At 63.4% G+C, this 18,217-nt stretch carries 17 protein-coding genes; 10 read left to right on the top strand and 7 right to left on the bottom strand.

What is annotated here, in order from left to right; genetic code table 11:
- Positions 1 to 77: 77 nt before the first annotated feature.
- Both F2P44_RS01515 and F2P44_RS01510 read right to left on the bottom strand, forming a co-directional pair.
- A complete protein-coding gene (locus tag F2P44_RS01515) occupies positions 78 to 1,313 on the bottom strand; it encodes a pyridoxal-dependent decarboxylase, exosortase A system-associated (RefSeq protein WP_167084367.1) in 1,236 nt (411 codons plus the stop codon).
- Positions 1,310 to 2,908, bottom strand: a complete 1,599-nt coding sequence (locus tag F2P44_RS01510; protein ID WP_167084365.1) for an acyl-CoA ligase (AMP-forming), exosortase A system-associated — start codon at positions 2,906 to 2,908, stop codon at positions 1,310 to 1,312. Before F2P44_RS01510 ends, F2P44_RS01515 begins: the two co-directional genes overlap by 4 nt.
- A gap of 247 nt (positions 2,909 to 3,155) precedes the next feature.
- Between F2P44_RS01510 and F2P44_RS01505 the strand changes: the two genes are divergently transcribed.
- The 10 genes from F2P44_RS01505 (at position 3,156) to F2P44_RS01460 (ending at position 10,718) form a co-directional block, all read left to right on the top strand.
- Positions 3,156 to 4,496, top strand: coding sequence for a putative O-glycosylation ligase, exosortase A system-associated (locus F2P44_RS01505; protein ID WP_167084364.1), 1,341 nt, complete (start codon positions 3,156 to 3,158; stop codon positions 4,494 to 4,496).
- 26 nt (positions 4,497 to 4,522) lie between these two features.
- Positions 4,523 to 5,539 (top strand): polysaccharide deacetylase family protein, encoded by a 1,017-nt coding sequence (locus F2P44_RS01500; protein WP_229423314.1) that lies wholly within the window; start codon positions 4,523 to 4,525, stop codon positions 5,537 to 5,539.
- Positions 5,540 to 5,641: 102 nt separating this feature from the next.
- A complete protein-coding gene (locus tag F2P44_RS01495) occupies positions 5,642 to 5,887 on the top strand; it encodes an acyl carrier protein (RefSeq protein WP_099873596.1) in 246 nt (81 codons plus the stop codon).
- Positions 5,887 to 6,759, top strand: a complete 873-nt coding sequence (locus tag F2P44_RS01490) for a hydrolase 2, exosortase A system-associated (RefSeq protein ID WP_167084362.1) — start codon at positions 5,887 to 5,889, stop codon at positions 6,757 to 6,759. Before F2P44_RS01495 ends, F2P44_RS01490 begins: the two co-directional genes overlap by 1 nt.
- Complete coding sequence (locus F2P44_RS01485; protein WP_167084360.1) at positions 6,746 to 7,603, top strand: hydrolase 1, exosortase A system-associated; 858 nt, start codon at positions 6,746 to 6,748, stop codon at positions 7,601 to 7,603. The genes F2P44_RS01490 and F2P44_RS01485 overlap by 14 nt, the downstream gene beginning before the upstream one ends.
- Before the next feature lie 37 nt (positions 7,604 to 7,640).
- Positions 7,641 to 8,267: a tetratricopeptide repeat protein gene (locus F2P44_RS01480; protein ID WP_167084358.1), complete on the top strand. Its 627-nt coding sequence runs from the start codon at positions 7,641 to 7,643 to the stop codon at positions 8,265 to 8,267.
- A 54-nt stretch (positions 8,268 to 8,321) separates the two neighbouring features.
- A complete protein-coding gene (locus tag F2P44_RS01475) occupies positions 8,322 to 9,536 on the top strand; it encodes a VanZ family protein (protein ID WP_167084356.1) in 1,215 nt (404 codons plus the stop codon).
- 126 nt (positions 9,537 to 9,662) lie between these two features.
- Complete coding sequence (locus tag F2P44_RS01470) at positions 9,663 to 9,860, top strand: hypothetical protein (protein WP_167084354.1); 198 nt, start codon at positions 9,663 to 9,665, stop codon at positions 9,858 to 9,860.
- A gap of 18 nt (positions 9,861 to 9,878) precedes the next feature.
- A complete protein-coding gene (locus tag F2P44_RS01465) occupies positions 9,879 to 10,358 on the top strand; it encodes a tetratricopeptide repeat protein (protein ID WP_229423332.1) in 480 nt (159 codons plus the stop codon).
- Positions 10,359 to 10,424: 66 nt separating this feature from the next.
- Positions 10,425 to 10,718, top strand: a complete 294-nt coding sequence (locus F2P44_RS01460) for a hypothetical protein (protein WP_167084350.1) — start codon at positions 10,425 to 10,427, stop codon at positions 10,716 to 10,718.
- Here the strand turns inward: F2P44_RS01460 and prsR are convergent.
- The 5 genes from prsR to F2P44_RS01435 form a co-directional block, all read right to left on the bottom strand.
- The gene (gene prsR / locus F2P44_RS01455) at positions 10,693 to 12,063 is read right to left on the bottom strand and encodes a PEP-CTERM-box response regulator transcription factor (protein WP_167084348.1); all 1,371 of its coding nucleotides are present in this window, start codon (positions 12,061 to 12,063) and stop codon (positions 10,693 to 10,695) included. The two genes, F2P44_RS01460 and prsR, sit on opposite strands and share 26 nt — an antisense overlap.
- Positions 12,064 to 12,079: 16 nt before the next feature.
- Positions 12,080 to 14,155 carry an XrtA/PEP-CTERM system histidine kinase PrsK gene (gene prsK, locus F2P44_RS01450; RefSeq protein WP_167084346.1) on the bottom strand — a complete coding sequence of 692 codons (2,076 nt, stop codon included), beginning with the start codon at positions 14,153 to 14,155 and terminating at the stop codon, positions 12,080 to 12,082.
- A gap of 82 nt (positions 14,156 to 14,237) precedes the next feature.
- Positions 14,238 to 15,644 carry a TIGR03013 family XrtA/PEP-CTERM system glycosyltransferase gene (locus tag F2P44_RS01445; protein WP_167084344.1) on the bottom strand — a complete coding sequence of 469 codons (1,407 nt, stop codon included), beginning with the start codon at positions 15,642 to 15,644 and terminating at the stop codon, positions 14,238 to 14,240.
- Between the two features lie 68 nt (positions 15,645 to 15,712).
- The gene (locus F2P44_RS01440; protein ID WP_167084342.1) at positions 15,713 to 16,774 is read right to left on the bottom strand and encodes an SDR family oxidoreductase; all 1,062 of its coding nucleotides are present in this window, start codon (positions 16,772 to 16,774) and stop codon (positions 15,713 to 15,715) included.
- A gap of 42 nt (positions 16,775 to 16,816) precedes the next feature.
- Positions 16,817 to 18,109 carry a nucleotide sugar dehydrogenase gene (locus F2P44_RS01435; protein WP_167084340.1) on the bottom strand — a complete coding sequence of 431 codons (1,293 nt, stop codon included), beginning with the start codon at positions 18,107 to 18,109 and terminating at the stop codon, positions 16,817 to 16,819.
- Between the last annotated feature and the right edge of the window lie 108 nt (positions 18,110 to 18,217).

Raw genomic sequence — 18,217 nt, 5'->3', positions numbered from 1 at the left:
CAGTCATTGCATTCCTCGCGCTTGTGTTGATTTTTATTTGTTCGTTGGGTTTTATTCGTTGGTTGCGGATTATGGCATCAGACCAGCACTTCCAGCGCCACGGGATGGCTCAGGAAGGCAACCGGGCTGGCGGACAGGCCATATGCGCCGGATTGGAACACGACCACCAGGTCGCCGACGTCCGCCTTGGCCAGCGACATCTGGTCGGCCAGCAGGTCGAGCGGGGTGCACAGAGGCCCGACCACGGACACGGTTTCGCGCTCGTCGGCGTTCATGCGGTTGCCGATGGCGACCGGGTAGTTCTTGCGGATCACCTGGCCGAAGTTGCCCGATGCAGCCAGGTGGTGGTGCAGGCCGCCGTCGGTGACCAGGTAGACCTGCCCGCGCGACTCCTTGCGCTCGATCACGCGGCTGACGTAAATGCCCGCCTCGGCCACCAGGTAGCGTCCCAGTTCGATCACGATCTCGGTGTCGGGCAGGTCGCGCCGCACGTCGGGCAGGATGCGCTTGAGGTTCTCGCCCACGGCGGCCAGGTCGAGCCGTTCTTCGCCGGGAAAGTAGGGAATGCCGAAGCCGCCGCCGATGTTGAGCGTGCGCAGGGGGCCGGGCCAGTGCGCGGCCAGGCGGATCGCCAGCGCGAAGGTTTTCTCGTGCGCTTCCTGGATCGATGCGGCCTTCAGGTTTTGCGAGCCGCTGTAGATGTGGAAGCCCTGGAAGTCGAGTTCCAGTTCGCGGATGCGCTCCAGCATGGCCGGCACGCGCTCGGCGTCCACGCCGAACTGCTTTGGTCCGCCACCCATCTTCATGCCCGACGATTTGAGTTCGAAGTCGGGATTGACCCGTACCGCCACGCGCGGCTTGACCGACAGGCGGCGGCCGATGACAGCGATGCGCTCCATCTCCGCTTCCGACTCCATGTTCAGCACCACGCCGGCGGCAATCGCGCAGCTCAGGTCCGTGTCGCTTTTTCCCGGCCCGGCGAAGCTGACCAGATGCGGCGCCATGGGCGTGTCGAGCGCCACACGCTGTTCGCCGCCGGAGGCGATGTCGATGCCGTCGACCAGGGTGGCCATGTGCTGGACCACGGCCGGCATCGGATTGGCCTTCATGGCGTAGTGCAGATGGATCTCGGGCGGCAGGTGGCGGCGCAGCAGTTCGACCCTCTCGGTCAGCTTGGCGCGGTCGTAGGCGTAGAAGGGCGTGCGCCCGACCCGTTCGGCCAGGCGCGTGAGCGGCATGCCGCCGATCTGCAGGCAATCGCCCTCGACCTCGAATTGCGCCAGCGGCGCGTGTTGCGGACGGGGGGCGCTCACGAATTGGTTTCCTTTGCGGCTTCCATAAACAGCTGTTCCATTTGTACGCTCAAGAGTTTGCGGTCGATTTTGCCGTTCGGGTTACGCGGCAGGCTCTCGGGCGAGATGATCACGCGCGCCGGCAGCATGTAGGCTGGCAGGTGCGGCTTGCAGGCCGCCAGCAGGGCTTCGGCGGTCAATGCGCTGCCTTCCTTCGGGTGCGCGATGACGACGATGGCCTGGCCCAGCGTGGGGTGGGCCAGGCCGATGGCGGCCGCTTCGGCCACGCCGTCGCGCGCGTAGATCACTTCCTCGACTTCGGAGGGGCTGACCCGGTAGCCGGACGTCTTGATCATTTCATCGTTGCGGCTGATGAAATACAGGAAGCCGTCTTCATCCTTGCGCACGGTGTCGCCCGACCACACCGCCATTTCGGTCAGGGTCAGGCCGTGATGGCTTGACACCACCGGCTTGAAGCGCTCGGCGGTCTTGGCGCGGTCGTTCCAGTAGCCCAGCGCGACGAGCGCGCCGCGGTGCACCAGTTCACCGGCTTCGCCGGGATCGCATTCGGTACCGTCTGGGCGCAACACCATCACTTCGGCGTTCGGGATCGCCTTGCCCATCGAATCGGGGCGGCGCTCCAGCTCCGACGGCGGCAGGTAGGTCGAGCGGAAGGCTTCGGTCAGGCCGTACATCAAAAACGGCTGGGCATTCGGCAGCGCGCGGCGCAGCGCGTCCAGCGTGGGGCGCTGCATGGCGCCGCCGGAATTGGTGAGGTAGCGCAGGGTGCAGCCGGCCGGCCAGGGCAGGGGCGCGATCTGGATCCACAGCGGCGGCACCGCAGCCAGGCCGGTGATGCGCTCCGCTTCCACGGCTTTCAAAATATCGCGTGCCAGCAGGTGGTTGATCAGCACGGCCGTGGCGCCCACGGAAAACGCGGTGGTCAACTGGCTCAGGCCATAGTCGAAGCTCAATGGCAGCACGGCCAGGATGCGGTCGGCCGGCGTATTTTCCAGGTAGCTGGCCACGCTGTTGGCGCCGGCCACCATGTTGCGGTGCGATAGCACCACGCCTTTTGGCTTGCCGGTGCTGCCCGAGGTGTACAGGATGGCGGCCATGTCGGTATCGATATTGCGCGCCGGAGTGGCGGGCACGGCGGCAGCCAGGGCGGCGTCCCAGGCCAGTACCGTGATGCGTTCGAGCGCGGGCGCGTTGTCGATGTTGCCGGTGACGATGACGGTGTGCAGGTCCGGGCAGGCGCCGAGGGCGGCGGCCAGCAATTTCAGGCGGTCGGCCGAGGTGACCAGGATGCGCACATTGCAGTCCGCCAGGATGTAGGCGACCTGTTCGGGCTTGAGCAGGGGATTGACGGGAACGAACACGCCGCCGGCGGCAGCGGCGCCGAACATGGCGGCCACGTTCTCGATGTTTTTTTCGAGATATACCGCGAGCCGCTCGCCACGGCCCAGGCCAAGACCGAGCACGGTTGTCGAGACTTGCCGTATAGAATCTGCAAGTGTTGCGTAATCCAGACGGCGGCTGCCATAAACCAGCGCCTCCGCTTGTGGGGTGCGGCCGGCTGAGCGGAAGATGAAGTCGTGGATCAAGTCACTCATTGAAACCTTGCGTACGGCTGGAAGCCAAAACGTTGCTGTTCGGGACGAAAAGGGGGCGACTTGCGCCAAGTAAAGACGCTAGCCAAATTGTGCGGAGAACAATTTTTCTCTGCAAGCGATATTTGGAGGAAGTTCAAGTACAATCTTACCACTTGAACACTAACAATATCAATTACATATTACTTAAGCGAATTCCATTACGGCCGCTTAGCCTGATACCTTAGCCTAATTCTTCACCAGATCGTCCATGAGAGACCTAGTCATTACGCTGGTTGTTTTCGGCTCGCTACCGTTTATCCTGAAGCGCCCGTATATCGGCGTGCTGATGTGGGTGTGGATCAGCGTGATGAATCCGCACAGGCTCAGTTGGGGCTTCGCCTACTCCTTTCCGTTCGCCGCGATTATCGCCGGCGTCACCCTGATTGGCCTGCTGGTCACCAAGGACCCCAAAAAGCTGCCCATGACGCCGATTGTGGTCACGCTCATGGCCTTCAGCGCGTGGATGGGCCTGACCACCATTTTTTCGATGTGGCCGAACGAATCGGTGGTGATGCTCAACCGCGTGGCGAAGATCATGCTGATGACCTTCGCCACCATCATGCTCATCAAGACAAAAGAGCAGGTCAAGCTGCTGATCTGGACCCTGGTCGGCTCGCTCGGCTATTACGGGGTCAAGGGCGGCATCTTTACCGTGGCCACGGGCGGCGGCAGCATCGTGTGGGGGCCGCAGGGCAGCTATATCGAGGGCAATAACGAAGTCGCGCTGGCGTTCATCACCATCATTCCGGTGATGGCCTTCCTGTATATGCAGGCGCAAAAGAAATGGGTGCGCTGGGGCATGGCCGCGTCGATCCTGCTGTGCGCATTCGCCGCGCTCGGTTCGTATTCGCGCGGGGCGCTGGTGGGGATCGCGGCGATGCTGTTCTTCCTGTGGCTGAAAAGCCCCAAGAAGCTGTTGCTGGGCGGCCTGATGGTGCTGATCGTGCCGATTGCGATCACCTTCATGCCCGATAAGTGGTCGTCGCGCATGGAGACCATCAATACCTACAAGGAAGACAGTTCGGCCATGGGGCGCATCAATGCCTGGTACATGGCCTACCACCTGGCGCTGGACCGCCCGCTCGGCGGCGGCTTTGAAATCTACAACCGTACCGCCTTCGAGCTGTACGCGCCGGTGCCGGACGATGTGCACGCCGCCCACAGCATCTATTTCCAGGCGCTGGGCGAGCATGGCTTTGTCGGACTGGGGCTGTATTTATTGCTGGCTTTCCTCACCTGGCGCAAGGCGGCCTGGATAGTGCGCATGACGGCGAAAAGGGAGGACTTTACATGGGCCGGGGATCTTGCCCGCATGATCCAGGTGAGCCTGATTGGCTTCGGCGTGGGCGGCGCCTTCCTCAGTCTGCTGTATTACGACGTGCCGTATTACCTGATGGCGGCCGTGGTGAGCACCGGTTACATCGTCGAGAAAGCGCTCGAGGCCGAGGCGGCTGCGGCCAAGGCGGCCGCGCGCGATGCGGCCCGCCTTGCCCGGATCGAGGCCGAGACCCAGGCCCAGGCCCAGGCCCCGCGTCCGGCCGCGTCATGACCCTATTCACTAAGAAAGTCCGTTCCATGCCGTTACAGCGCACCGACCGCTTCGATTCCGGCCCCGCCGGTCCGGCCTGGGCCGGCATGGCCAGCCACGCCATGCGCCATCTGGGGTTCCTGGGCAGCGCGCGCCAGCGGCTGTCGATCCTGATCTTTCACCGGGTCCTGCCGCAGCAGGATGCGATTTTTCCGGACGAAGTCGACGCGCGCCGCTTCGATGCGCAGCTGACCCAGCTGAAACAGTGCTTCAATATCATCTCGCTGGCCGATGGCGTGCGCGGCTTGAGGGCTGGCAAGCTGCCGCCGCGCGCCGCGTGCATCACGTTTGACGATGGCTATGCCGACAATGCGGAGATCGCCTTGCCGATACTGCAGCGGCATGGCGTGCACGCGACGTTTTTCATCGCCAGCGGCTTCCTGAACGGCGGGCGCATGTGGAACGACACGGTGATCGAGCTGATCCGCCGGGCGCCGGAGCGGATCGATCTGCGGCCGGCCGGGCAGGGCGAGTTCGTGCTCGATACCGTGGCCAGCCGGCAGGCGGCAATTTCGACCCTGCTGGGTGCGCTCAAGTACTTGCCGCTCGACGAGCGCCTGCGCCAGGTGGCGGCGCTGTGCGCGCTGGTGCCGGTCGCGCTGCCCGACAACCTGATGATGAGCTCCGAGCAGGTGCGCCAGCTGCACCGGGCCGGCATGGAGATCGGCGCGCATACGGTGAACCATCCGATCGTTGCGCGCATGGATGCGGCCGGGGCGCGTAAGGAAATTGCCGATGGCAAGGCTGCGCTGGAAGCGATCATTGGTGCGCCCGTGCGGCTGTTTGCCTATCCGAACGGCAAACCGGGACAGGATTACCTGGCCGAGCATGTGGCCATCGTGAAGGAACTGGGGTTCGACGCGGCAGTGTCGACCTCGTGGGGCGCGGCGCGGCCGGGGGGCGACCTGTTCCAGCTGCCCCGCTTCACGCCGTGGGACCGCAGCCAGTTCCGTTTCATGCTGCGCATGATGCAAAATTTGCGGCGCAATGGCGACACGGTTTAGCGGCCGCGCACGCGCAGTGGCGGTCTGGACTGATCAGGCGAGGCCCGTGTACCATGTCGCGATCTCCCCGACTGTATCAGCATTCAATTATTTAGGATTTCCATGTATCTCGAAGACATCAAAACCATCCTCACCGACGTGCTCAGCCTGGGCGATGCCGGCAAGGAATTGAACGAACAATCGGCCCTGCTGGGCAGCATCCCCGAGCTCGACTCGATGGCGGTGGTGAACCTGATGGCCGCGCTCGAAGAACACTTCGGCATCACCATCGACGACGATGAAATCAGCGCCAGCACCTTTGAGACGCTGGGCAGCCTGAACGCGTTCGTGAAGCAAAAACTGGCCTGATGACGGCCCATCCCAAGCCGCCGGGCGCCGAGCCCTTCTTTCTCCAGACGGACTTGGGACAACGTTTCTGCCTGTTCCACCCGCCCGCCGGGCCGCGCTGCCACGGCGCGGTCCTGTACGTGCATCCTTTCGGCGACGAAATGAACAAGGCGCGCCGCATGGCCGCCCTGCAGGCGCGCGCGCTGGCGGCGCAGGGCTACGGCGTGCTGCAGCTCGACCTGTACGGCAGCGGCGACAGCAGCGGCGAATTTGCCGATGCCCGCTGGGAAATCTGGAAAGAGGACCTGGCCGCCGGCTGCGGCTGGCTCTCGGCCCGCCTGTCGGCGCCGCTGACCGTGTGGGGCCTGCGGCTGGGCGCCTTGCTGGCGCTGGACTATGCGCACACGGCGCGTCATCCGCTGGCGCAGCTGGTGCTGTGGCAACCGGTGCAAAACGGCGCCACCTTCCTGACCCAGTTCCTGCGCTTGCTCACCGCCAACGCCATGCTGGCCGAGGGCGGCGACGCCAAAAAAACCGATAAAAGCACCGGCACGGCCGCCTTGCGCGCCACGCTGCTCGGTGGCGAGATGCTCGAAGTGGCGGGCTATGAAATCGCCCCGGCGCTGGCCGCCGCCATCGACAGCAAGGACGCGGCCAAGCTTGCACCGCTGGGCTGCCCGGTGCACTGGATGGAAACCTCGGCCGCGGCCGAGCGTCCGCTCACGCCGGCCGTGGCGCGCCTGGCCGATGCCTGGCGCGAAGCCGGCGTGGACCTGCACTTGCAGCAAGTGAGCTGCACGCCATTCTGGTCGACCCAGGAAATCGCCGAGTCGCCCGAGCTGCTGGCGGCCACGTCGGCCCTGTTTCAAGGAGCGCCGCATGGACTATCGTGAAGATGTGCTCAGCTTCGACTGCGGCGGCGATGCGCTGTTCGGCATCGTCAGCGTGCCGGCGCAGCCGGCCAGGCGCGCGCTGCTGATCGTGGTGGGCGGCCCGCAGTACCGGGTCGGCAGCCACCGCCAGTTCACCACGCTCGCGCGCGGGCTGGCGGCGCAGGGGATCGCGTCGCTACGCTTCGACTATCGCGGCATGGGTGACAGCCACGGCGCCATCCGCGACTTCGACGTGGTCGGCGACGACCTGCGCGCCGCTGTCGACAACTTGTTCAAGGCCCTGCCCGGCGTTGAAGAAGTGGTCATCTGGGGCTTGTGCGACGGCGCCTCGGCGGCGATTTTCTACGCCGCCGACGATCCGCGCGTGACCGGGCTGGTGCTGCTCAACCCGTGGGTGCGCACCAGCGGCGGCCATGCCAAGGCCACCATCAAGCACTATTACCGCGCCCGATTGTTTGACCCGGAACTGTGGAAAAAGATCCTGCGCGGCCAATTCAATGTGGCTGCCGCCGCCGCTTCGTTCCTGCGCATCGCCGGCGCCGCGTTCGGCAGGGGCAAGGGTGGCGCATCCGGCGCCGCCGCTGCCGCGCCGGCATCGCTGCCGGACCGCATGCAGGCCGGGCTGGCGCGTTTTCGCGGTAAAGTGCTGTTGATTATCAGCGGCGCCGACCTGACCGCCCAGGAATTTCTCGACACCGCCGCCGGGTCGGACAAGTGGCAAGGCTTGCTGGCCGCGCCGCAGGTGTCGCGCCAGACCTTGCCCGAGGCCGACCACACGTTTTCGCGCCGCGTGTGGAAAGACCAGGTGCTGGGCTGGACCGGCGACTGGCTGCGCTCGTGGTAAGCGCGCGGCCGCCTTCATGCCAGATCAAAGGATATCGATGAAACTATTGCCCTACCTGTTAGCCGGCACCGTGCTGCTGACCTCGACCGGCGCCCAGGCGCTCAATTACTGCGGCGAACTGAAGAATCACTACGGCCCGCTCGATTACCGCAAGCGCGGCCAGGTCAACCTCGAAATCGTCGAGGGCGCCCACTTCACGCCCGAAGTCGAGGCCGGCATCAAGGGCAATACCAGCTATCTCGGCGGCGACCTCGACTACACCCTGCGCGCCATTCCCAACCATGCGCGCGCCTTGGCCACCCTGGCCATGGTCAGCCTGCGCGACAAGCAGGTGAAGGTGCCCGCAACCAAGTGGCCGGTGGAATGCTATTTCAACCGCGCGATCCGCTTCGCGCCGGATGATGCCGCCGTGCGCGCCACCTACGGCAGTTATCTGCTATCGCTCGGCAAGACCAACGAAGCCGTCAATATGTTCACCAGCGCGGTCGAATTGCAGCCGGAAGACCCGACCATCAATTACAACACCGGGCTGGCCTATCTCAGGAAAAAAGAGTACGACAAGGCCCGCCTGCACGCCAAAAAGGCGTATGAACTCGGCTTTCCTTTGCCGGGACTCAAGAACAAGCTGGTCGAGGCCGGCAAATGGGACGAGCCCGCGCAATGACGGGCCCGCTGCCGCAGCGCCGCCCCCGTCGCGGCCAAGGCTGAGGCGCACCCGATGCGCCGCCTGGTCCTGGTCTTTGTCGTCCTGATCGTCTACGGCAGCCTGTATCCGTTCGCCGGCTGGAGCGAGCCGCGCGCGCCCCTGTTCGGCTTTTTGTTTGGCGGCCACGTGCGCGTGGAAAAGGCCGACCTGGTCCAGAACGTGCTGGCCTACATGCCGTTCGGCCTGTTCATGGTGGCCTGGCTGATGCGCAGCACGCGCTTCGGCGTGGCGCTGGTGACGGCGGGCGTGGCCGGCGGCATGCTGAGTTTGGCGATGGAATCGATCCAGCAATTCCTGCCGAGCCGGGACGCTTCGCGCATCGACCTGGTATTGAATATTGCTGGCAGCATGGCCGGCGGCGTGCTCGCTTCCCTGCTGCACGGCGACACCCTGGCCGGGCCGCGCCTGGCGGCCTGGCGCGCGCACTGGCTGCGGCGCGGCACCTTGCCCAACCTGGGCCTTGCGGCGCTGGCGCTGTGGGCCTTGTCGCAAACCAGCCCGCTGGTGCCGACCTTCGACATGGGACAGCTGCGCAACGGGCTGGCGCTGCTGTACCGCTCGCTGCACCAGCCGCAGGCGATGGAGATGGCGCAGATGCTGACCTACGCCTGCTATCTTGCCGGCCTGGGCATGCTGGCGCGCACCCTCACGCGCGAAGGCAAGCCAGCCTTGCTGCTGTTCGGCTCGCTCGTTGCCTGCGTGCTCCTGCTCAAGATCATCATCGAAGGGCGCCAGTTGTCGCTCGAAGCGGTCGCCGGCGCCTGTGCCGCGTGGATGTTCCTGCTCCTGGCCAGCCGCATGCGGCGCGCGGCGTGGATGGGCGTGGTGCTGATCGGCGCCGGTTTCGTCATCAGCGAACTGGCGCCGGGGCCGGATGGGATGGTGTATGGTTTTAACTGGATTCCGCTGGTGGGGCAGATGCGCTCGCTGTCGGGGCTGCAAAACATCCTCGACATTTTCTGGCCGTTTTTTGCGATTGCCTATCTGGCGCGATTGACGACGCCGATCGGGCACCGCCAGCCGGTCATGGTCATCGGCACGGTGTTCATTGGCGCGGTGGTATTCTGGCTGGAGTGGTCGCAGCAAGACTTGCCGGGGCGCTTCGGCGATATCACGCAGGTGCTGCTCGCTTGTGCCGGATGGGTGATCCCGTGGACGTTTGCGGGGCCGGATTTTATGCAGGAGGTGGCTGGCAAAAAGGATATCGGGCTCCGCACAAATAGATGAGTCATTACAGCGCACACCGGCGCAAAAATAATGTCAATCAAGCCATTAATCTCCCTGTAATGTGGCGGTGATTGGGCAAAACAGCTGACGAGAATATTTCGCTTATGGTTTTCAAGGAGTAATAGCATGCAGAATAACGAAGAAACGCATCAGCAGTTTATTAGCGATGAGCTTCAGATCCCCGTGCGGGAAGCGGCCCTGGCGTCGTTGAAACTGGCAGCCCTGAGCGGTAACGCCGAGGCCCAGGTCGACTATGCGAAAACCTTGCATCAGTCATTCGACGATGCAACTGCGGCCTTTCCGTGGATGGAACGCGCCGCTTAGCAGAAAAATGTGGATGGCATGTACGGGCTGGCGCTGTTTCTTCACAACGGCTGGGGTTGTGCTCCAGACCAGGAACGGTCCCTTGCCCTGATGCGGGCTGCCGCCGAGGCCGGCAACGTATGGGCGCAATTTGACGTGGGCTTGTACTACATGAAGGGCTACGGTTGCCAGCCCGACATGGCGCAGGCGTTGGAATGGATAACGAAAGCGGCGCAGGCCGGCCTGGCGTCGGCCCAGTATGAACTGGGCGTGCTGTATCTGAATGGCGAAGGCGTGGCGCAGGATTTCAAGGAATCGGTGGCGTGGTTTCTGAAGGCTGCCGAGCAGGGTAATGCTGATGCCATCTTCTATCTCGGCGCGGCCTTTTATGATGGCTTGGGCGTGGAAAAAGACCCGGTCAGAGGTCTCGATATCATGCAAGATGCGGTGAAATTGGGCTCGTCCGTTGCACAACGCTATATTCACAAGTTCGAAGAGCGCAGCTCCACGCCTTCCTGATTTGCGCCAGTGTCGAAGGGCCGGTCTCCATGTATCAGCTTATCGCGCCCTTGGCATAGTCCGGACATGACATTTTCAACGGTATTTTTCTGTTTGCTGGCGGCGAGGGTCGTCTCCGACATGCTGAGCCTGTTTAGCGAACATCCCATTTTCGATATCATCTCGGGAACCATCGTTCTGCCCGGTGCCGCCACCTTGCTGGTCGCGGACGCGGGCGACGCGTTCGGCTACGTCGCCCTGGTAATGGCCATGTACTATCTGGCCGTTGGCGCAATGGCATTGTCGAGGCGGAAGCGCCCCGACGCCAGGCCCGCCAGCGCGCGGATGAGCGCCCTTACGCGCCCGCCGCCGCCGATTTGATCGCGTGCCGGCTCATCAGATCGTACAAGGTCGGCCGGCTAATCCCGAGCAACTCCGCCGCGCGCACGATGTTGCCATCGACCCGCGCCAGCGCCTTGACGATGGCCGCATACTCGGCTTCGTCGCGCACCTGGCGCAGGTTGATCGGCTGCTCCGGCTCGGCCGAGGCCGACAATCCCAAATCGTCCGCGGTAATCTGCGGCCCATCGGCCATGATGATGGCGCGCTTGATGCAGTTTTCCATCTCGCGCACATTGCCCGGCCATGGATAGCTTTCGATCACGCCGATGGCTTCCTGGCTGAAATGCAAGGTCGGGCGCGATTCCTGCGCGCAGAACTTGTTCTTGAAATGGTGGGCCAGCAGCGCCGCGTCGCCGATCCGGTCGCGCAGCGGCGGAATGGTGACCACGATTTCCGACAGGCGGTAATACAAATCCTCGCGGAAACGCCCGCTGGCCGACAAGGCCTTGAGGTTCTGGTGCGTCGCGCACACGATGCGCACATCGACCGCGATTTCTTCATGCCCGCCGACGCGCTCGATCACGCGCTCCTGCAAAAAGCGCAGCAACTTCGCTTGCAGCGACATCGGAAGATCGCCCACTTCATCGAGGAAGAAGGTACCGCCGTGCGCCAGCTCGACCTTGCCCTTGGTCTGCTTGACCGCGCCCGTGAAGGCGCCTTTTTCGTAGCCGAACAGTTCGCTTTCCAGTAGGTTCTCCGGAATCGCCGCGCAGTTAATTGCCATGAAGCGCTGGTTGGCGCGCGGACTCAACTGATGCAGCGCACGCGCCAGCACTTCCTTGCCGGTACCGCTTTCGCCCAGCACCATCACCGACGCCGAGGTCGGCGCCACTTTTTCGATATTGCGGCACACGCGCTGCATGCCGGCGTCGCGGCTGATCACGCCGCTGAGCGGCGAATCGGCCTGCGACTGGCGCATGCAGCGGTTTTCCTGCTGCAGCGCATGCAGATAGAAAGCGCGCTGCACCACCAGGCCCAGCATTTCGGGGTCGAACGGCTTCTGATGGAAGTCGTACGCACCCAGCCCAATTGCTTCGACCGCGTGCGCATGGTTTTGGTTCCCGGTCAGGACGATGACCTTGGTATCGGGCGCCAGCGCCAGGATCTGGCGCAAGGTGGCCAGGCCTTCGGTGGCGCCGTCCGGATCGGGCGGCAAGCCCAGGTCCATGGTCACCACCGCCGGCTCGTGGCGGCGCACCTGGGCCAGCGCGGCGTCGCGGTCGCCCGCCACCACCACCTCGTAGGCATCGAAGCACCAGCGCAGCTGCTTTTGCAGGCCCGGGTCGTCTTCGATGATCAGCATCTTCATTTTGTTTTGGGTCACAGCGATCCTCTGGCCGTCACGCGGCTCTGTCGACAGTTTGGATGTCCTGCTGGCACAGGGGCAGGGTGATTCTGAATGTGGTGCCGCGCGGTGGCGTGCTGCTCACCGCCAGGCTGCCGCCGAGTTCATGGATGTATTCGCGGCTCTCGAAGGCGCCAATACCCATGCCGGCCGACTTGGTCGATTCGAACGGCTTGTACAGGCGCTCGCGGATGAATTCTTCGCTCATGCCTTCGCCGGTGTCGCGGATCTCGATGATAACCGAATCGTCCGCACGGCTGAGCGTGATTGCCACCTGGCCTTCCTTGGGCGTGGCTTCGATCGCGTTCTGGATCAGGTGGCCCACCACCCGTTCCAGCCGCTCCCAGTCGGCCACCACGTGCAGGCGCGGCTCGCTGATCGTGAGCAGGGGGCGCGGCTCGAAGGCGGCCTTGTTGGCGACCGCCTGGGCCAGCAGTTTTTCGATCGGGAGCGGGGCCGGGCGCTCCTGCGAGGCGCTGCGGCTGAGCTTTTGCAGCATCAGGCGCATCTTTTGCACCGACAAGGTCACGGTTTCGAGCATGTCGCGCTGGAACTCGGGATTGTCCTTGTGCTTTTCGGCATTCGGGATCAGCAAGCCCAGCTGCGACACCAGGTTCTTCAGGTCGTGCACCACGAAGGTCGACATGCGGTTGAAGGACTCGAACTGGCGCGCCAGCATCAGGGCGCTGGCCGCTTCATGCTGGGCCAGATAGCTGGCGGCCTGGCTGCCGGCAATCTTGAGCAAGTCGATCACTTCCCAGTTCAGGGTGATGGCGCTGCGCGGCTGCAACAGCAGCATGAAGCCGAACAGGCGGCCCTGCAGCATCAGCGGCACCACCAGCCGGCCGCGCGGGAATTTACCCAGCCACTCGGGCAGCACCAGTCCCTCGTACTTGTCGGGGTCCTTGGTAAATTCCTGCAAGTCGACCACCCACTGGCGCGATTCCAGGAAGCGGCAAAAGGCCGAGTCGTCCGGCTCCGCCGGCGCGCTGCCGGGCAAGTGCCAGCTGGCCACCGGTTCGCACCGGCCCGCTTCGCGCCGGATCCACAGCATGCCGCCGGAGCTTTCCACCAGCTCGCCCACCGCTTGCAGGGTGCGTTCGCCCAGGTTGGGGCCGGCTTCGGACAGGGTGCGCGTAAAACGCAGCCATTCTTCGCGGTAGTCGTAGTTATAGCTGTAAAAATGCTTGCTGATGAACACTTTCAGCCAGGAGCGGAAGGTGCCCGAGAACAAAATGCCGGCCAGCAGCACCAGCGCGCCGAACAGGAAGGCCATTTGCATCAGCGAGCCCCACTGGCCGCCGAAGTAGCGCAGATAATAACCAGCCGCGCCCATCGCCAGCAGGTAGGCGGCCGAGCCGAACAGGGCGGCCGAATGGAACAGCAGGCGGCGCGACACGGCGATATGGGTCGACCACGAGGCGCTGCGCGCCACCGACACCGCGATCAGGGGCGCGGTCAGGGCATTGACCACGCCGCGCGCGGACCAGATCTCGGGATTGACCTGGCGCATCAGCAGGGCGTTACTGTACAGATAGAAATCGTAGACGAAGATGCCGCCGATGCCGAGGCAGGCGAACTTGATGGCCCAGCGCTCTTGCACCGGCTTGTTGCGGTACAACTGTTCGACCAGCAGCATGCCGAGCACGGCCATGCCGATGCGCGCCATCACGCCCAGGATGCCGCTCTGCTGGCCCAGTATGGCGGGATAGAATTCGGACAAGACCTTGTCGGCCAGCACCAGCAGGTACAGCACGGCGACCGCTGGCAGGGCCGGGGTGCGGCGCAGCTGGCGCCAGCTGGTGCCCTCGAAATGGCCCAGCAGCGACAGCAGCACCACGGTCCAGGCACCGTTGCGCGCCACTTCCAGCAGTTCGCCAGCCCAGGCCTGGGGCAGGGTACCCCAGGCCTGGGCCGCCAGCGCGCCGCTCCACAGCACCGTCAGGGCGCAGGCGCTGGCCAGAACCGAGGCGTGCTGGCGGCTGCGCCAGCGCGTGCCCAGCACGGCGCCGAGCATCGCAAACGCGAGCGCGGCAATGGAATAGCTAAAGGTAGCGATGTTGGTCAGCATTCCGGTCCCGTCGTCTTTCCGGTGTGGATCGAATTGCCGGGCGAGGCCGGCGCAGCCGCCCGCCCCAAGGTGCAGGCCGCAGTCAACGCCCGTGACTGCCCATGACGACCTTGAGCGTATCGATCAGGATCAGCAGGTCAAGGAACAGGCTGTTGTTTTTCACATAATACAGATCATACTGGAGCTTTTGCACCGCGTCATCGACAGATGCGCCATAACCGTAGCGCACCTGGGCCCAGCCGGTGATGCCGGGCTTGATGCTGTGGCGTACGTGGTAGTAGGGAACCTGCTCGGTCAGTTGCTCCACGAAGTAGGGCCGCTCGGGGCGCGGGCCGACGAAGCTCATCTCGCCCTTGAATACATTGAGGATCTGCGGCAACTCGTCGATACGGCATTTGCGGATGAAGTTACCCACGCGCGTGACGCGTGGATCGTTCTGGGCGGCCCACTGCGGCTTGCCGCCCTTTTCGGCATCGTTGTACATGCTGCGGAACTTGAGCACCTTGAAGGTTTCGCCATTCGTGCCGACCCGTTCCTGCTGATAAAAGATCGGTGCGCGGTCTTCGATGAAAATGGCCAGCGCGGTCAGGAACATCACCGGCAGCGAGACCACCAGCAAGGTGGCGCTGACCACCAGGTCGAAAGTGCGCTTGACGAAAATGCGGATGAAGCTCTGGTCGAAGCCGCCGCCGAATACCAGCCAGCTCGGCTGCAGCGAATCGACCCGGATCTGGCTCGTTTCGCGCTCGAAGAAGGTGGCGGCATCGATCACTTTCACGCCGTACAGTTTGCACTCAAGCAGTTCCTTGATCGGAAAGGCGCCGCCGCGGCGGTTTTCCACCGACACCACGATTTCCTCGACATCATGACGGCGCGCCAGGGTCAGCAGCGATTCGTCGCCGCGCACTTCCAGCAAAGCAGAAGCCGGCACGCGCGAATCTTCCGACGGCATGGCGATGAAGCCGGCGATTTCATAGCGGTGGTAGACCTGGGCGCGGTTGGCCAGTTCGCGGCATTCGTTGGCCAGGGCGCCGCCGCCGACGAACAGGATGCGCGACTCGAACTTGCGCGCTTCCGATGTCTTGAAAAAAATCGTGCGCGCCACAAAGATCCCGCCCGCCCCGATCATGAACACCAGCAGCATGATGCCGCGCCCGAAATACAGGTTCGGCGCCACATAGAACAGCAGTGTCAAAATGCAAAAGCCCATCGCGAAGGACGGCAACAGCTTCTGGAAGAAGGGATTGCGCAAGCCTTCGGTCAGGTTGAGCTGGTACATGCCGAGCGCGCTCATGCTGAACACGATGGCGATGGCGTAGGCGATCGCCGAGATCAGGAAATTGTCCAGGTGCGGCGGCAGCGAGGTCTTGCCGTCTTCGTAGACGCGCAGCGCCGCGCCCGCGTACGCCGAGCCAATCAGGATCAGCACCTCGACAAACAGCAGCACGAACACAACCCGTGAGACATAGTGATTAGAAATCCGAAGCATTTTTCCACCCCTGGACAGGAAAAGTGGCGTTGCGTTGCGGGCCCAGATGGCGCCCGGCCGCAGCGCTTTTAGTTGTTATAAGTCAAATTCCGGATGTACCATGCCATGGCTTGCTGCATGCCCTCGCCGATCCGGTGGGTGGGGGCAAAACCGAGTAACTTGATCGCCTTGGAAATATCGGCTTGCGAGTGACGCACATCGCCGGCGCGGAAAGGCGCGTACTGCGGCTGATGGTCTCGCACGTGCGGAAACTGTTCTGCCAGCAATTCGCACATCATCGCGTGCAGCTGGTTCAGGCTGGTGCGCTCGTTGAGCGCGACGTTGTAGACCTGGTTGCTCGCTTCCGGATCGTCGGCCAGGGCGGCCAGCAGATTGGCCTGCACCACATTGTCGATGTAGCAGAAGTCGCGGCTGGTTTCGCCGTCGCCATTGATGAACAGCGGCTTGTTCTTGATCAGCGCGGCAATCCATTGCGGGATCACGGCGGCGTAGGCGCCATCCGGGTCCTGGCGCGGGCCGAACACATTAAAGTAGCGCAGGCCGATGGTCTGGGTGCCGTAGCAGCGCCCGAATACCTCGGCGTACAGTTCGTTGACATACTTGGTGATGGCGTAGGGCGACAGCGGGTTGCCGATCTCGTCCTCGACCTTGGGCAGGGCCGGATGGTCGCCATAGGTCGAGCTGGAGGCGGCGTACACGAAACGCTTGACTTTGGCATCGCGCGCGGCCACCAGCATGTTGAGGAAACCGGTGACGTTGGTATCGTTGGTGGTGATCGGGTCTTCCATCGAGCGCGACACCGAGCCCAGCGCCGCTTCGTGCAGCACATAGTCGGCGCCGGCCACGGCCCTGGCGCAATCGGCGGGCACGCGGATGTCGCCGTGGATGAAGGTGAAGTTGGCCCAGGCGGCGCTGCCGACCAGTTCGCGCACCTGGTCCAGGTTGTGCTGATGGCCCGTGGCAAAGTTGTCGAGGCCGGTGACCTTCTGGTCCAGGCGCAGCAGCGCTTCGACCAGGTTCGAACCGATGAAACCGGCCGCGCCCGTAACCAGCCAGTGGCTGCGGTGCGCGCGCAAGTGCTGTTGAACCTCGATGAATTTACCCACGGCAGACTCCAGTTTCTTATTCATGCTGCATACAAGGAAGCACCAGCGGGCGCTTCCCAAGCGCCCCTACAGGCGCCAGACGGAAAAACCGGCGGCGCGCAAGGCGTCCTGGTCGAACAGCGATTTGACATCCATGAAGCAGCCATTCTTGTTCAGTTTGGCCTGCAGGTCGGACAGCGGACGCGCCAGCAACTCCTTGTGCGAGACCGCCGCGATGATGGCGTCGGCTTGCGGCAGGCGATCCCAGCTTTCCAGTTCCACGCCATACTCGTGCATGGCTTCGGCGGCATCGGCCACCGGATCGTGCACGTGCACCTGTACGCCGTAGGTTGTCAGTTCGGTGATGATATCGGCGACCTTGGAATTGCGCAGGTCCGGGCAGTTTTCCTTGAACGTCAGGCCGATCACGTTGACCTTCGCACCCTTGACGTTAAAACCGGCCGCGATCATCGACTTGATGGTTTTTTCGGCCACGAACTTGGCCATGCCATCGTTGATGCGGCGCCCCGCCAGGATCACCTGCGGGTGGTAGCCGAGCATGTCGGCCTTGTGCGTCAGGTAATACGGATCGACGCCGATGCAATGCCCGCCCACCAGGCCCGGGCGGAACGGCAGGAAATTCCACTTGGTCCCGGCCGCTTTTAGCACTTCCAGCGTATCGATGCCAATTTTATCGAAAATGATGGCAAGTTCGTTCATCAGCGCGATATTCAAGTCGCGCTGGGTGTTTTCGATGACCTTGGCCGCTTCCGCCACCTTGACCGACGAGGCCCGGTACACGCCAGCCGTGATGATCGATTCGTACAGCTTGGCCACTTCGTCCAGGGTGGCCTCGTCGTCGCCCGACACCACCTTGAGGATGGTGGTCAGGGTATGTTCCTTGTCGCCCGGATTGATGCGCTCCGGCGAGAAGCCGACGTGGAAGTCTTCCATCCACTTCAGGCCAGAATGCTGTTCCAGGATGGGAATACAGACTTCCTCGGTCGCGCCCGGGTACACGGTGGACTCGAAAATGACGATCGCGCCTTTCTTCATATGCAGGCCGACGGTCTTGCTGGCGCCGGCCAGCGGCGTGAAATCGGGATTGTGGGCACTATCGACCGGGGTCGGCACGGCCACCACGATGTAATCGGCGCCGGCGATGGCGGCAGGGTCGGCGCTGACGGTCAGGTGCTGCGCGGCGCGCAACTGGTCACTGTTCAGTTCGCCGGTAGGGTCGATGAAACGCCGATAGCTATCGATTTTGCTGGTCGACAGGTCGAAACCGATCGTCGTGCGTTTCTTGCCGAATTCGACAGCCAATGGCAGGCCGACATAACCCAGGCCAACGACGGCCACTACTTTTGCTGCTGCTTCCATCTGGATTCCCTGTTATAACGTATTTGTTATTATAGCAACTGAATTACAGCGGCAAAATTTCCTGTTTGAAAAGAACGACCGAGCGCTCACCGGATCGTTTTCCCGGGC

The organism is Massilia frigida, from assembly GCF_011682175.1.
GTDB classification, from domain to species: Bacteria; Pseudomonadota; Gammaproteobacteria; order Burkholderiales; family Burkholderiaceae_D; genus Telluria_A; species Telluria_A frigida.
The sequence above is the reverse complement of the archived record's forward strand: the minus strand, read 5'-3'. Positions and strand labels throughout refer to the sequence as shown.